The organism is Cyclobacterium sp. (genome assembly GCF_014762705.1).
Taxonomy (GTDB): domain Bacteria; phylum Bacteroidota; class Bacteroidia; order Cytophagales; family Cyclobacteriaceae; genus Cyclobacterium.
The window spans coordinates 1-14,421 of record NZ_JABURL010000110.1 but is presented as its reverse complement, the minus strand read 5'-3'; the positions used below and the strand labels follow the sequence as shown (position 1 = coordinate 14,421).

The window sequence follows — 14,421 nt, the reverse complement described above, 5'->3', positions numbered from 1 at the left end:
TTAGGCAGGAAAAAATTCCTGCCTTTTTTTATCAAAAAGTTGTTGGATCATGCCATCCTTCAGGCCAAGGGCAGGGACCATGACTTTTTGGACATGAGCCGTTTCCAAGGCCGCCAAATAAATTTTGGTAGCAGGAATGATTACATCAGCGCGGTCTTCATTCAAGTTAAGCAGGTTGATCCTTTCTTCAGTAGAAAAATTTTCCAGCTTGCTCAATACCTCTTTGATTTTGGATACATGCAAAAACAATCCCTTTCCTTTGACAGCCGCCAGCTCAAAGACCTTATTGATATTTCCTCCGGTGCCTATGCCTATAACACTTTTTTCCCGGGACAAATGTTCATTGATAAACTGTTCCATCTGCGAAAACAAAGGCTGGGAGGTCTGGTTTTCAAGGGTTCTCACAGAACCAATTTTGAATGATATTGCAGCTGTTTTTTTTCCATTTTTAAAAACATTCAACTCTGTGCTTCCCCCTCCGACATCAATGTGCAGATAAGTTTTTTTATCAATATGATTCCATAAAGATTTATTGATAAGCTCAGCTTCCTTGTTGCCATCAATTAATTGTATTTTCAAACCGATTTCTCTTCTGATTTCCTCAGCCAGAATTTTTCCATTTTTTGCCTCCCTCATGGCAGAAGTAGCAAAAGCGAGGTAAGCATCCACCTCGTAGAGTTGAATCAGAATTTGAAACGCTCGCATCAACTCCTTTAGTCGGTGGATATTTTCCGGACCAATCTCTCTCTTTTTGAAAGTGTCGTTTCCCAATCGAAGAGGAAACCTCAGGTATTCCAGCCTCTTAAAATTATATTTTTCTTGAAAGAAATTGACTTTGGTGATTTGTAGCCGGATGGCATTTGACCCTATGTCTACAGCTGCAAGTTTCAATATAATTTTCCTTAAAAATAAACGTATAATTATGGCGAAAAGGGAGTTGTTTTTTCCATTCTGAGAAAGGAAAAAACAACTCCCCTAATTTATGGAAAATCCATTTACAAATTATTGATCTCCGGTCCTCTATTTTTTCTTTCCAACAGCCAACAAAACAAAGCCGGCAATGACTGCAATTCCACCGGCATATGGCGGCCAGTTAATGCTTTCTTCACTTTCGGCATTTACTTCCAAAGGTCCTGCATCAATTACCGTTTCCTCTGTGGTATAAGATATACCGGTTATCAAAAACATAACGATACCGGCGACAATAAGAATAATTCCTAAAATTTTCATAGTAACTTGAAAGGTTGATTAGAACCAAGTCAGTACAAATAGCTTACCAATTGTTATGATTGGTTGATAAATCAAAATAAAAATTTACATTTTTTCGTATTTCCCTTTTTTTAACTTCCTTTTCAGCCTAAAGAAATTTATAAATCCAAGTACCAATAATGCTATGCTAATCATAAAAGAGAAGTAACCGAGTTCCTTGACGTTTTCCAGATCTTCTACTTTTATCAATGCCGTTCCACTGACGATAAAGTAAAGGCTGGTACGGATGTAGGATAAAAGTGTCCTGTCATTGGCTAACTTGGTCCTTTGCCTGGCCAAAAAATCTCTTACAATCAGTAAATCTTCTGTTTGATTTTCCATAAATTTGTTTTAGTTAGAGATTTTGAATTTTATTTAAACCCAAAAACTTTAATTTATTAACGCTTTACTTCAAAATTAAAGCTTAAATTTTCAAACAAAAGTGGGTTTTATCACATTAATTTAAAATTAATAAAATCAGGGTATGAAAAAAATATTATTGGTCCTCACGGCAACTTTTCTCTCTTTTGGCTTTTCAAAGGCTCAGGGGCAAAACACAGCACCGGATCAGACTCCCAAGGATACCAGCTATTGGCAATCTGAATTTAGTGCTGGATTGAACTTTAATCAGGCAGGTTTCAGTAATAACTGGAAGGCAGGGGGAGTCAATTCTGTGGCTTTTGGAAGCATCATAGCGGGGAAGGCATTATACAGGAAAGATAAAGTTTCCTGGGACAATGAGCTTGAACTGTTATTTGGAATTGTAAGAAATGAGGGGGAGCAAACCAGAAAATCCAATGACAGGATATTTCTGGATTCCAAATTAGGGTACCAGTTGACCGAAAAATGGTCCAGTTACTTCTCAGTAAATTACCTGACCCAATTTGCAGCCGGGTATAACTTTAATGATGACGGAAGCAGAACATTGATTTCTAAATTCATGGCCCCTGGTTTTCTGACTTCCTCATTGGGCTTTGAGTACAAGCCTAATAATACTTTTTTTCTACGAATTGGGCCTTTTTCTCCCCGGTTTACTTTTGTAAATGATACCGAGATCATCAACAATGTGCCATCCAATTATGGGGTTCCAGCCGGAGACATGGTGAGGGTTGAATGGCTGGCCATGCAGGTTTTTGCCGGTCTGGATAAAGACCTGAGCGAAAACCTCAACCTTAAATCCAGGTACGCCATGTATGCCAACTACCAAACATTGTCTTTTGAAAACATAGATCATCGGCTGGATGTGACTTTGACAGCCAAAATCACCAATATTATCAACGTAACCTTCACCGGAATCGGCCTTTATGATAAGGACCAGGATCCTGGAATCCAATACAGCCAGGCACTGGCATTAGGTATTCTCTACAAGGTAGGTAACAAAAAATAGACTTTTGTTTACTTTTTGGCTGGTAAATTTGGTAATTCAACAGCTTTTGTTAATTTTGTTTGTATTATGGTAGTTAAATAATAGTTGGTTTAGTTTTCAAAATAAAAAGCAGGAGAAGTTCTCCTGCTTTTTTGCATTTAAATTAGCATCCACCATCCTTTTGGGGCAATGTAGAACCAAACAACGGCTCGTTAAAAACAAATAAATAATACCGAAAGGAAAGGTTTTCTTTTTAAGGATTTCAGGAATTTACCTCGGATAATTGTTTTTCTGGTTATTTTCGTTCCTACATTAATGTTTGAAAGTATTTTGATGAATCCCGAAAAACAAAAACTATCTGTCTTATCCAACAAAATCGCAGGTTTACTGACCTTTATCAGAGACAGATTTGACCTTCATGAAGGTAAGGAAGATGAAATTGAGACCATCGTATACATCAAGAAGAATGTGGAATTCCGAGGTGCCAACCTTTGGATCCTGATATTTGCCATCCTGGTGGCCTCTGTTGGGCTTAATGTAAATTCTACTGCCGTCATCATTGGAGCCATGTTGATATCGCCTTTGATGGGTCCTATAATGGGTATTGGTTTGGGAGCCGGGATCAATGATTTTGAATTGATAAAGAAATCCCTGAAAAACCTGGGAATTGCAGTATTGATTAGTATCATGACTTCCACGCTTTATTTTTCTTTTACACCGTTGAATGAAGCACAATCAGAGCTACTTGCCAGGACCGAACCTACCATATGGGACGTTTTGATCGCACTTTTTGGCGGACTGGCGGGGATTATTGCAGGTTCGAGAAAGGAAAAAAGCAACGCCATTCCCGGAGTGGCCATTGCCACCGCACTGATGCCCCCTCTTTGCACTGCCGGGTATGGCCTGGCCACCTGGAACCTGTATTATTTTTTAGGAGCTTTTTACCTGTTTTTTATCAATTCCGTATTTATAAGTCTGTCAACTTACCTGATTGTCCGCTTTATGGGATTTCCCAAAAAGGAGTTTGTAGATGAGCGGAGGGAAAAAAGGGTTAGAAATTACATCAGCATTTTTATTCTGCTTACCGTAGTCCCAAGTATCTATCTGGCATATAATATTGTGAGAAGAACCATTTGGGAAAAATCTGCCAAAGAATTTGTGCAGACAGAATTTGATTTTCCAAGTACCCAAATCATCAACAGTAACTATTTTTATGAACCGGACAGCAGTGTGATCGAAGTGGCATTGGTAGGGCAGCGCATAGACGATGAAGAAATTTCCATCATTCAGAAAAAGACTGCAGCTTTTAAATTAACCCGCACTTATCTGGTAGTAAAACAAAGTGGTGATACGGGTATGGATATGAACATGTTGCGTTCTGATGTGCTGAAGGATTTGTATGAAAGAAATGAGGCCATGATTCAGGACAAGGATCAAAAAATTGCCTTTTTGGAGAGGGAAGTAGCCCAATATGTTGCTTCAACAGGAATGGTCAATGATTTGGCCCGGGAGGCCAGGGTAAATCATGCGGGTTTGACCGCTTTCTCCATAAACAGATCAGTAGTGGCAAATTTATCAGAGAACAGGCAGGATACCATAATGATTGCCATTGCAACATTCAAAAGTTTGCCCGATGAAAGAGAGGAAAAACGTTTGAAAGATTGGCTCAGGGTAAGAACCAAAGCGGATTCGATTGCACTTATTATCAAATAAGGGGTTTTAAGGGAGCTTTTTTCCGCACTTAGTATATTTCTTTTTTTGAATTCCTTGATACTGACCCTGCCTGAAAACACAAAAAGCTATGAAACATTGTCTCATAGCTTTAGTCAATTAACAATAAACCCAAAATAACCTGCTGTAGGAGAAGGAGTCGAACCTCCACGGAGCAGTTAGGCAAAATACGAGCTCGCTACTTGCTTTTTCCTGGTTTCCCCACCCCCGAGACAGGAGGGCATGTCTGCCAATTTCATCATCCTACAGTATGAAACAATTTTGCAAGAATTAGGGCGGATGGCGGTGATGCCGGTTTCCTTTGTTCAACAAAATTGAAGACCTTTTGTCTTTATTTGATATTTCAAAGGTAATACAATTGGATTAAATTTGAAAATATATTAAAGAATAATTAAAAAAAATACCATATTTTTAATTAAAGCGGTATAAAAATTTAAAAAAGGAAATTTTGTATATTTAAATTCACGCTCCTTTAAGGAATTTAAAAAAGGTTGCTTTTCAATTTTTCCTTAACTTGCCGTAAAAAGTAACAATGCCTGATGGGAGAGCCAATTAAAACCTATGAGATGCCCGAGATTACCAATCAGCGGGCATTTCAGATTTATGAAGTTCAGGGGAAGACCATTCAAAGCAAAACCTACCCCCATGAAACAACCCGCCCTCATCGACACAGATACTATGAAGTGTGTGTTTTTGTTAACGGGGCCGGCAGGCATGATATAGATTTTGAATCTCATGTCATCCATTCCAATAGTGTGCATTTTCTTTCACCCGGACAGGTTCACCTCATCAGCAGGGAAAATGATTATCATGGTTATCTGATGGTTTTTTCCAGAGATTTTTTTGCTCTGGAAGCCTACCATGAGGACCCCTTGTTTCAAATGCCCTTTTTCAACAATCCTACTTTGATTCCGATTTTAAATCTGGATCCCGCAGATTTTAATGAGCTTTTGGTTTTGATCCTTCAAATACGCAAAGAATACCTGCAATGGAATGGTTTCACCTCGGATATATTGCGCAATTACCTGCAGATATTCCTGATCAAATGTAAGCAGTATTATATGAGCTATTTCGCGGAGCAAAATAAAACCATGGATCCTCATTTTTCATTGGTTCAACAGTTTAATGCACTGCTAGAACAGCGATACAAACAAGTTCATCAGGTTCAGGATTACGCAAACCTGATGGGTCTGTCACCGGCCAACTTGAATAAATATGTGAGGAACATTACCGGTTTTACGGCAGGCGAGATCATTCTTGACCGCTTGATGCTTCAGGCAAAAAGATACTTGATTTATACCGACTTGTCGAATAAGCAAATTGCCTATCAATTGAATTATCAGGACCCTTCTTATTTCAGTAGGATTTTTAAGAGGAAAACCGGTTTTTCACCTTCTGATTTTAGAAGAATAGAAAACGAAAAGTACCAGCATTAAATCGAAAAACACTTTTTTAATGACTCTGTTTAAAGATACCTTTAACCTCATAAATAAAAAGTACATGATTTAATGGCATGTGTTCAGACTAAAATTCTGAAATTATTTTCTGAAGTTGATTATTCCAAACAAATGTAAACCCTTTAAAAAAATGATAGCAATAGATTCTGAAATTAAACCCATAGACCTGAAAAAGGGACTGGAAAGATTTTGGCAGCTTTCGGCTGAAAAAATCACATCTATAGATAAGGAGTATCCCCAAAACCAGGGCTCACCGGTCTTTACGGTAAATGGAAAGTATACCACCAGAGGATGGACCGAATGGACCCAGGGATTTCAGTTTGGATCTTCTATTCTTCAGTTTGACGCTACCGGTGAAAAGGGTTTCCTTGACAAAGGAAAAATGAAAACCCTGCAATTGATGGCCCCACACATCAGCCACTCAGGTGTTCACGACCATGGCTTTAACAATGTCAGCACCTATGGCAATTTGTTACGCCTGATGGTAGAGGAAAAGATTCCATACGTGGAGTGGGAGAAAAACTTTTATGAATTGGCCCTGAAGATTTCAGGGGCTGTCCAGGCAAGCAGGTGGACAAACATCAAGGACGGGGGCTTCATGTATTCTTTTAACGGTCCTCATTCTTTATTTGTCGACACCATCAGGACCGTAAGGATTTTGATGCTCAGCCACAGTTTGGGTCATGTGTTACAGGAAGAGAATGACAAAAAAGTAAATTTGTTGGTCAGGGGGCTGCAACATGCCAAAGCCACTGCAGATTACTCCGTCTATTACGGGGAGGGCAGGGATCGCTTCGATACCTGGGGAAGGACTGCCCATGAAAGTGTCTTCAATACCAATGACGGCAATTACCGCTGCCCAAATTCTCAACAGGGCTATACCGGTTTTTCTACCTGGACACGGGGACTGGCCTGGGCCATGTGTGGCTTTGCTGAAGAATTGGAATACCTGGATAATCTCTCTGACGATGCCTTGAAGGCCTATGGTTCCCCCGTGGAAATAGAAGCATTTATGTTAAAGGCTGCTACTGCCAGCTGTGATTTTTATTTGGCGCATACCCCTACTGATGGGGTGCCTTACTGGGATACAGGAGCTCCTGCATTACATAAATTAGGTGATTACCTATCTCGTCCTGCAGATCCTTTCAATGAGCATGAGCCGGTGGATAGTACGGCTGCAGCCATTGGGGCTCAGGGATTGTTGCGTCTGGGGCATTACCTGCAAAGAAAGGGACAAACCGAAAAAGGCAACAAATACTGGCAGGCTGGCCTGACCGTACTCAAAACCCTGCTTGAGGAGCCTTATCTGAGCACAGACAAAACCCATCAGGGAATATTGCTCCATTCCATCTATCACCAGCCAAATGGTTGGGATAATGTGCCGAAGGGCCAAAAAATTGCCTGTAACGAGTCCAGTATGTGGGGAGATTACCATGCCCGTGAACTGGCCCTGTACGTTCAGCGCATTATCGATAAAGATCCTTATTACACCTTCTATAATTGTTTGTCATGAATGCACCACCCATAAAAGACCTGAGTAAACTTTGTGTCCATACCATTACCACTAAACCCTGGAGCCTGGAAGAAGCCGCTGAAAATTATGAAAAGGCGGGAGTCAAAGGGGTTTCGGTATGGCGGCAATACCTGGGAGGCAGGGATATTTCTGCCGCAGGTGATCGGCTACGAAGCCATGGTCTGGATATAGTTTCCCTGGTGAGAGGGGGCTTTTTTCCTTCGATTTCAGCTAAAAACAGGGATTTGGCCATTCAGGATAATCTCAAAGCGGTAGATGAGGCAGCGGCTCTTGGCGCTCCCATGATCGTATTGGTATGTGGGGCTGACCCGGATCAGTCACTGGAAACATCCAGAGAGCAAATCCAGGAAGGCATTGAAAAAGTCTTGCCTCATGCCATGGCAAATGGGGTAAAATTGGCCATAGAACCCCTGCACCCCATGTATGCCGATACACGATCAGCTGTCAGTACCCTGAGACAAGCCAATGAAATGGCTGAAAGCATTGATTCTGATCATGTGGGCATTGCAGCCGATGTCTATCACCTTTGGTGGGATCCTGACCTCAAAACTGAATTGTTGAGGTGTGGGCAAAAAGGAAATCTTTTTGCTTTCCACATCTGTGACTGGCTCAGTCCTACGGTGGATTTTTTGAATGACCGGGGATTGATGGGGGAAGGATGCATAGACATTCCTAAGATAAGGGGATGGGCTGAAGAGGCCGGTTTTTCGGGCTATAACGAAGTTGAGATTTTTTCAGACCGCCATTGGGCGGGAGACCAAAAGGAATTTTTGGATAAAATTGTAGAGAGTTATTACCATTGCTAGTAAAACCAATTAACTTATGGAACATAAAATAGGAATAATCATGAATGGTGTCACCGGCAGAATGGGCACCAACCAACACCTGATGAGAAGTATTGTTGAAATCATCAAGCAAGGTGGTGTACAACTTTCAAATGGAGATACCATCATGCCTGATCCGGTTTTGGTGGGTAGAAATGAGGCCAAATTGAAAGCCCTCAGTGAGCGTTCTGGTGTGCCGAAATATACCACCGATCTGGATACGGTCATGAATGATGATCAATATAGCATTTATTTTGATGCCCAGACCACTGGTCGGAGGGCAGATGCTGTCAAGCAGGCTGTCAAAGCAGGCAAACATGTTTATTGCGAAAAACCGGTAGCGGTGGACACTGCCACCGCATTGGAATTGCACGAGATATGTCAAAAGGCAGGCGTGAAAAACGGAGTAGTACAGGACAAACTTTGGCTTCCCGGATTGAGAAAGTTAAAACGTTTGATTGAAAATGGTTTTTTCGGAGAAATTCTTTCCGTAAGGGGAGAGTTTGGGTATTGGGTATTTGAAGGACATACGGTTCCGGCACAACGACCCTCATGGAATTACAGAAAAGAGGATGATGGCGGTATTATCGTGGATATGCTTTGCCATTGGAGGTATGTACTGGATAATATTTTTGGCAAAGTTAAGGCAGTTTCCTGTACAGGTGCCACGCATATCAAAGAACGTGTAAACGAGCAGGGCAAGCCGTATAAATGCACCGCTGATGATGCAGCATATGCCACCTTTGAACTGGAAGGGGATATCATTGCTCATTTCAACTCTTCCTGGACGGTTAGGGTGCGCAGGGATGATCTGCTCACGGTTCAGGTAGATGGAACAAAGGGTTCTGCCGTGGCCGGCCTGAGAGAATGTCACATCCAACATTATGGGAATACGCCCAAACCGGTTTGGAATCCGGATATCGTACAGCCTATCGACTTCTATGAAGGTTGGGCCAGGGTTCCGGAACAAGAGCCAATGGATAATGCCTTTAAAGTGCAGTGGGAGTTGTTCTTGAAACACGTGGTTGCAGATGAACCTTTTCCCTGGGACATGAAAGCAGGCGCGAAAGGAGTTCAGCTTGCCGAAAAAGGCCTGGAAAGCTGGGAGAAAAGAGCATGGGTGGACATTCCTGACCTTTAATTTCAATTGATGATGAAAAATGTAGCTTTAGTTACCGGTGGATCGAGGGGAATAGGTCTTGGAATTGCCAAGTGCCTGGCCAAAGAGGGATTTGACCTGGCCATCAATGGCATGCGCGAGGAAGCGGATACTGCTGAGAGTCTGGAGGAGTTGAAGGCTTTAGGGGCTGATGTTTTGTATTGCCGGGGGGATGTAGGCAGTGCGAAGGACCGGCAGGGCATCATGGACCGGATAAAATCCCATTTCAACCGTCTGCACGTATTGGTTAATAACGCCGGGGTAGCCCCAAAAGAAAGGAAAGACATTCTTGAAGCTACGGAAGAGAGCTTTGAATATGTGTTGAAAACCAATCTGAATTCGGCATATTTCCTTTCTCAACTGGCAGCCAATTGGATGATTGCACAAAAAAACGATGCGGCTGAATTCAAAGGATCCATTATCAATGTATCTTCTATTTCTGCCACTGTAGCCTCAGTCAACAGAGGGGAATATTGTGTGGCAAAAGCCGGAATGAGTATGGCTACCCAGCTTTTTGCTGTCCGCTTGGGAGAGTACGATATTCCTGTTTTTGAGGTAAGGCCAGGTGTTATTGCCACTGATATGACCTCAGGAGTAAAGGATAAATATGATAAGCTGATCGGTTCCGGGCTTTGTGTGCAGCGAAGATGGGGATTACCCGAGGACGTTGGACTGGCAGTGGCGGCATTGGCCAAAGGTGATTTCCCCTATTCTACTGGCCAGGTAATCATGGTGGATGGGGGATTGACCATTCCCAGACTTTAATTTTGGCATACATTCAAATGGCCGGTACTTTTCCCGGCCATTTGAGCTTATGCATCTATCTTTGTTTATATTCCAACAACAATTGTATATTGTCAATTCAAAGCGTTTAAACCCAATACTAATGGAAAAAAAGAGACTTTACTGGAGGATTTGCTGTGTAGCGGCCATCATCCTCAGCATCATTACATTCACCCCTTTGGTCATCCCTCAGGGTGTTTCCAAGCCTGAATTGGGAGGTGTTCCCTACAGCTTATGGACGAGTTTTGTAATCACCGTACTTTTGGTCATCCTTACCTATATTGGTACAAGGGTGCATCCGGGTATGCAAAATGAGGAGGAGGACTTATGATTTTCTGGGTATGGGTTTTTGGCCTGATCTATGCAGGTCTTTTGGTTTTTGCTTCCCTGAGGTCCTATAAGAAAAACAGGTCTTCGGAAGAGTTTATGATGGCTGGATCAAACATTGGTCTTACCCTGGGGGTATTGACTTTTGCCGCAGCCCTGTTCAGTACCTTTACCTTTCTGGGGATGCCGGATTTTTTCCGGATAAATGGGGTAGCGGCCTGGATATTTTTGGCCGTATCAGATGGAGCAATGGTGTTTTTGCTGCTGTGGTTTGGTTACCATATCCGGATGAAGGTAAAAGGAATGGAATTCAGAGGAGTGGCCGGATTGATCTCCAGATGCTATGAAAACAGATTGGCAGGGTATGTTTTTTTCTTGAGTTCCTTTTTGTTTTTGATTCCTTACGTGGGAATACAAATACAGGGAATTGCCATATTTATGGATGCCGCCTTCCCTGGTTCCTTTCCGGCCTGGGGATGGTCCGCAGGTATTGTGCTGATCATGCTGATCTACAGCGAAATCGGTGGGTTAAAAGCCATTATTTTTAGCGATGCCATTCAGGGTTTGCTCTTGTTGGGTGTTATCTGGATCATCGGTTGGGCATGTTTAAGTCATTTTGGTGGGATCGGACCCATGTTTGATAAAATCGGAACGGTACAGGAAGATTTGCTTTCAAGCCCAGGTCCCCAAGGGCTTCTCACGCCTCAGTTTTTGTTTGCTTCCCTGATCGCCATATTGATGATTCCGGTGACCCAACCACAGTTTACCACCCGGATAGTGGTGATGAAGAGCATGAAGACCATGCAATTGATGGCGGTATCGCTAGGAGCCTTCGCGATTCTGGTGATTTTACCTACCATTTTTATTGGGATGTATGGGGCAGATCTATACAGTGAGTATGGAAGGGATGAGTTTTTTGCCAATGCATTTCTCTATGATCAGCCAGATGCCGTGGCGGCGCTCGCCATCATTGGCTTGATTGCTGCTGGTTTGTCTACTACCAATGCCCAGATTTTTGCGCTGGGTTCTGAGTTGAGGGGATTGCTGAGAGGAAATGAAAACAGCATCATGACCAAAACCAAAATCGGTATTTTTGTTTTTTCGGTGATAGCCTTTTTCTTTTCCATTATTGTGATAGACCAACTGGTTTTATTGGCCAGGGTGAGTTTTGCCGGTACAGGCATAATGGGTCCCATGATTATTTTGGGTATATTGAGTAACAGAAAGGTTTCTCCTGCGATTATCTACCTCTCCCTGACTGGACTGATCATATTTCTACTTTCTCTGGGAGGCTGGATTCCTGACATGTATTTTGATATAAGGTTGGATCTGATCTTGTTCATCACTTTAGGGATAGCAGCTGTAATCAGTCATCTTACAGGTACCAAACGCCAGCTCATCCGACCAAAAACAAAAGAATAATACATTAGACCTAAAGAAAACATGAATACGGGCCTGACCCAAATTGTCAATGGAAATGTCATTACACCTCATGAAATAGTATTCAATGCAGCCGTCCTGATCAAGGATGGACGCATTGAAGAAATATGCAGGGATAACAAAACCATTGAACAGGCAAAGATCATAGATGCCCGGGGGCAATTTCTGTCTCCGGGTTTTATTGATATCCATGTGCATGGTGGAGCAGGACATGATTTTATGGATGCAGAGCTGGAAGGGTTTCATGAAATCTCCCGGCTTCATGCCCGGCACGGCACTACGGCCATGGTGCCCACCTCTCTTACCAGCGAAAAGGACCAATTGATTGGCCTATTGAAGGTATATGAAGCTGCTGTTCAGTCCAATTCAGATGGAGCAGCCTTTTTGGGCTTACATCTGGAAGGGCCTTATTTCGCCATGAACCAGCGTGGTGCCCAGGATCCCAGGTACATCCGGGATCCGGACCCTGTGGAATATGGGGAAATTTTGGAATATGCACACCTTATTGCCAGATGGAGTGCCGCTCCAGAAAGAAAAGGGGCTTTGGATTTTGGAAGAAGGCTGCGGGATAAAGGCGTCCTGGCTGCCATGGCCCATACCGATGCCGTGTACGAAGAGGTGCTAGCCGCAGTTGAAGCCGGCTATACTTTGTCTACCCACCTATATTCGGGCATGTCCGGGGTAAGCAGAAAAAATGCTTTTCGTTTTGCAGGTGTCATAGAAAGCAGCTTGCTGCTGGACGAAATTGATGTGGAAATCATCGCTGATGGAGTGCATTTGCCCGCTCCACTTTTGAAATTGATTTACAAGATAAAAGGTCCGGAAAAAATAGCCCTGATCACAGATGCGATGAGGGGAGCCGGCATGCCTGAGGGAGAAAGCATTCTTGGCCATAAGGACGATGGCTTGAAGGTAATCATAGAGGATGATGTGGCCAAACTTCCCGACCGCAGCTCCTTTGCCGGGAGCGTGGCTACTGCCGACCGCCTGGTGCGCAATATGGTGAAAATGGCAGATGTACCGCTGTTGGAGGCAGTTAACATGATGAGCCGTACACCTGCCAGGATCATGGGTTTTCAAAATAAAAAAGGCGCCATCCTTAAAGGAATGGACGCCGATCTGGTACTATTTGACAGGGATATTCAGGTAAGCTTTACCATGGTTAAGGGTAAAATTGTCCACGGTGCTGCCTGATAAAATTTATTCAATGTTTACCCACCTTTCATTCCTGTCGGATTCGAAAATTGCCTGAAGGACTGTCGCATTTGCTTTGGCATTTTCAAGCGAAACAGGTACCTCTTTATCTTCCAGAATTGCCTTGGAGAAATCAATGGCCTGTTCCGTGTATTGGTTGCTTAAAGGCAATACAATTTTTTCCGGGTCTGGTTGGAGAAAATTGCCATCATGGATCAGGATTTCATTGTTTTGATCTGAAGGAGCGTTAAAAGGAATCCTGATTTCCATTATTTTTTCCTCTCCATAAAACAACATGCGCTGATAGGGGGTCAGCTGGGTGCTCACCGTAAAAGTCATCTGGATCTCATGAAAATCGATCAATACAGATCCTAGTTTGTCGGTTCTAAATCTGGGATCAAATTCCAGCATGGATACTACCCTTCCGGGTTCTTTTTCCAGCACAAAGCGGGAAGTAAAGACCGGATAGCAGCCAATGTCCCAGATACCACCACCGCCCATTTCGGGAATATTCCGGATATTTTGTTCATTGACATTGAAATAGCTGAAAAAACCATGTACTGCCTTCACCTTCCCCAGGTAGTTTTTCCGAACCAATTCCCTGGCTTTGATCCATTGGGGGTTAGAGGCCACCATAAATGCCTCTCCAACCTTTACCCGGTGCTTGTCTCTGGCCTTGATCAGTTCGTCTATTTCTTCTGCATTTAAAGCGAGTGGTTTTTCGCAAAGCACGTGTTTGCCGGCATTGATGCATTCCAGGGTATAGGGAACATGAAGGTCATTGGGCAGGGGATTGTAAACCACATCGATCTCCGGATCGGCAATCAATTCCTCATACGATCCATAAGCTTTTGGAATACCCAATTCGTCTGCGGCGGATCTGGCTTTTTCCAAATCTCTGGAAGCCAGTCCGTATACTTCGTGTAAATCACTGTTTTTCATGGCGGGAATTACTTTTTCCCTGGCTATTTTGGCTACGCCCAATACCCCCCATTTTAGTTTTTTGGTCATGATGCTACATTTTTTGTTGAAAAATAATACTTGCCATCGGTTGATGGCTGTAATTGATTGTCTGTAGCAATTTAAGATTATTGTTGACCAAACCCAATCTTGTGCTTCCCCTACTATGTATATTGATTATAAATTAATGTAAAAACGATTCAACCAGCAAGGCTAGTGAGAAAATCAAAAGTCCATTTAATCAATTTTGCAAAATTTTTACATATAATTATTTAATAAAACAATAGTAAACAGAATAAAATAATAATAATCAAAATAATTCCAACTTTTTATGCTTTAAGGGGATAGAGGTAAGTATATGACAATTACTCAAAATTTGATTATTCTGCAATCGATTG

Annotated in this window: 14 protein-coding genes; 10 read left to right on the top strand and 4 right to left on the bottom strand. The window is 42.5% G+C overall.

The features are described from left to right. The 3 genes from HUJ21_RS21930 to HUJ21_RS21920 form a co-directional block, all read right to left on the bottom strand. Complete coding sequence (locus HUJ21_RS21930; RefSeq protein ID WP_291372857.1) at positions 1–891, bottom strand: phosphatase; 891 nt, start codon at positions 889–891, stop codon at positions 1–3. A gap of 129 nt (positions 892–1,020) precedes the next feature. Beyond that, entirely contained in the window at positions 1,021–1,230 is a 210-nt protein-coding gene (locus tag HUJ21_RS21925) for a hypothetical protein (protein ID WP_166144139.1), read from the bottom strand. A gap of 84 nt (positions 1,231–1,314) precedes the next feature. Further along, on the bottom strand, positions 1,315–1,590 hold the full coding sequence (locus HUJ21_RS21920) for a DUF202 domain-containing protein (protein ID WP_291372854.1): 276 nt from the start codon (positions 1,588–1,590) through the stop codon (positions 1,315–1,317). 142 nt (positions 1,591–1,732) lie between these two features. Between HUJ21_RS21920 and HUJ21_RS21915 the strand changes: the two genes are divergently transcribed. The 10 genes from HUJ21_RS21915 to nagA all read left to right on the top strand — a co-directional run bounded on the left by HUJ21_RS21915 (position 1,733) and on the right by nagA (position 13,063). Further along, complete coding sequence (locus tag HUJ21_RS21915) at positions 1,733–2,635, top strand: DUF3078 domain-containing protein (protein WP_291372852.1); 903 nt, start codon at positions 1,733–1,735, stop codon at positions 2,633–2,635. 312 nt (positions 2,636–2,947) lie between these two features. Continuing rightward, complete coding sequence (locus tag HUJ21_RS21910) at positions 2,948–4,327, top strand: TIGR00341 family protein (RefSeq protein ID WP_291372850.1); 1,380 nt, start codon at positions 2,948–2,950, stop codon at positions 4,325–4,327. Between the two features lie 557 nt (positions 4,328–4,884). Then, positions 4,885–5,781, top strand: coding sequence for an AraC family transcriptional regulator (locus tag HUJ21_RS21905; RefSeq protein WP_291372849.1), 897 nt, complete (start codon positions 4,885–4,887; stop codon positions 5,779–5,781). A gap of 151 nt (positions 5,782–5,932) precedes the next feature. Further along, positions 5,933–7,315 (top strand): glycosyl hydrolase, encoded by a 1,383-nt coding sequence (locus tag HUJ21_RS21900; RefSeq protein ID WP_291372848.1) that lies wholly within the window; start codon positions 5,933–5,935, stop codon positions 7,313–7,315. Then, positions 7,312–8,142, top strand: coding sequence for a sugar phosphate isomerase/epimerase family protein (locus tag HUJ21_RS21895; protein WP_291372846.1), 831 nt, complete (start codon positions 7,312–7,314; stop codon positions 8,140–8,142). Before HUJ21_RS21900 ends, HUJ21_RS21895 begins: the two co-directional genes overlap by 4 nt. A gap of 16 nt (positions 8,143–8,158) precedes the next feature. Next, entirely contained in the window at positions 8,159–9,301 is a 1,143-nt protein-coding gene (locus HUJ21_RS21890; RefSeq protein ID WP_291372845.1) for a Gfo/Idh/MocA family oxidoreductase, read from the top strand. Between the two features lie 12 nt (positions 9,302–9,313). Beyond that, a complete protein-coding gene (locus HUJ21_RS21885) occupies positions 9,314–10,084 on the top strand; it encodes a 3-ketoacyl-ACP reductase (protein ID WP_291372907.1) in 771 nt (256 codons plus the stop codon). A 121-nt stretch (positions 10,085–10,205) separates the two neighbouring features. Next, positions 10,206–10,433: a hypothetical protein gene (locus HUJ21_RS21880; protein WP_166144084.1), complete on the top strand. Its 228-nt coding sequence runs from the start codon at positions 10,206–10,208 to the stop codon at positions 10,431–10,433. Then, a complete protein-coding gene (locus HUJ21_RS21875; protein WP_291372843.1) occupies positions 10,430–11,851 on the top strand; it encodes a sodium:solute symporter family protein in 1,422 nt (473 codons plus the stop codon). The genes HUJ21_RS21880 and HUJ21_RS21875 overlap by 4 nt, the downstream gene beginning before the upstream one ends. A gap of 21 nt (positions 11,852–11,872) precedes the next feature. After that, positions 11,873–13,063, top strand: coding sequence for an N-acetylglucosamine-6-phosphate deacetylase (nagA, locus tag HUJ21_RS21870; protein ID WP_291372841.1), 1,191 nt, complete (start codon positions 11,873–11,875; stop codon positions 13,061–13,063). Between the two features lie 6 nt (positions 13,064–13,069). Here nagA and HUJ21_RS21865 read toward each other — a convergent pair whose 3' ends face one another. Next, positions 13,070–14,074 (bottom strand): Gfo/Idh/MocA family oxidoreductase, encoded by a 1,005-nt coding sequence (locus HUJ21_RS21865; RefSeq protein ID WP_291372839.1) that lies wholly within the window; start codon positions 14,072–14,074, stop codon positions 13,070–13,072. Between the last annotated feature and the right edge of the window lie 347 nt (positions 14,075–14,421).

Coding starts and splice junctions, on each gene's coding strand:
- HUJ21_RS21920 (WP_291372854.1), bottom strand. CDS start 1,590: ATGGAAAATCAAACAGAAGATTTACTGATTGTAAGAGATTTTTTGGCC.
- HUJ21_RS21925 (WP_166144139.1), bottom strand. CDS start 1,230: ATGAAAATTTTAGGAATTATTCTTATTGTCGCCGGTATCGTTATGTTT.
- HUJ21_RS21900 (WP_291372848.1), top strand. CDS start 5,933: ATGATAGCAATAGATTCTGAAATTAAACCCATAGACCTGAAAAAGGGA.
- HUJ21_RS21865 (WP_291372839.1), bottom strand. CDS start 14,074: ATGACCAAAAAACTAAAATGGGGGGTATTGGGCGTAGCCAAAATAGCC.
- HUJ21_RS21910 (WP_291372850.1), top strand. CDS start 2,948: ATGAATCCCGAAAAACAAAAACTATCTGTCTTATCCAACAAAATCGCA.
- nagA (WP_291372841.1), top strand. CDS start 11,873: ATGAATACGGGCCTGACCCAAATTGTCAATGGAAATGTCATTACACCT.
- HUJ21_RS21905 (WP_291372849.1), top strand. CDS start 4,885: ATGGGAGAGCCAATTAAAACCTATGAGATGCCCGAGATTACCAATCAG.
- HUJ21_RS21915 (WP_291372852.1), top strand. CDS start 1,733: ATGAAAAAAATATTATTGGTCCTCACGGCAACTTTTCTCTCTTTTGGC.
- HUJ21_RS21885 (WP_291372907.1), top strand. CDS start 9,314: ATGAAAAATGTAGCTTTAGTTACCGGTGGATCGAGGGGAATAGGTCTT.
- HUJ21_RS21880 (WP_166144084.1), top strand. CDS start 10,206: ATGGAAAAAAAGAGACTTTACTGGAGGATTTGCTGTGTAGCGGCCATC.
- HUJ21_RS21890 (WP_291372845.1), top strand. CDS start 8,159: ATGGAACATAAAATAGGAATAATCATGAATGGTGTCACCGGCAGAATG.
- HUJ21_RS21875 (WP_291372843.1), top strand. CDS start 10,430: ATGATTTTCTGGGTATGGGTTTTTGGCCTGATCTATGCAGGTCTTTTG.
- HUJ21_RS21895 (WP_291372846.1), top strand. CDS start 7,312: ATGAATGCACCACCCATAAAAGACCTGAGTAAACTTTGTGTCCATACC.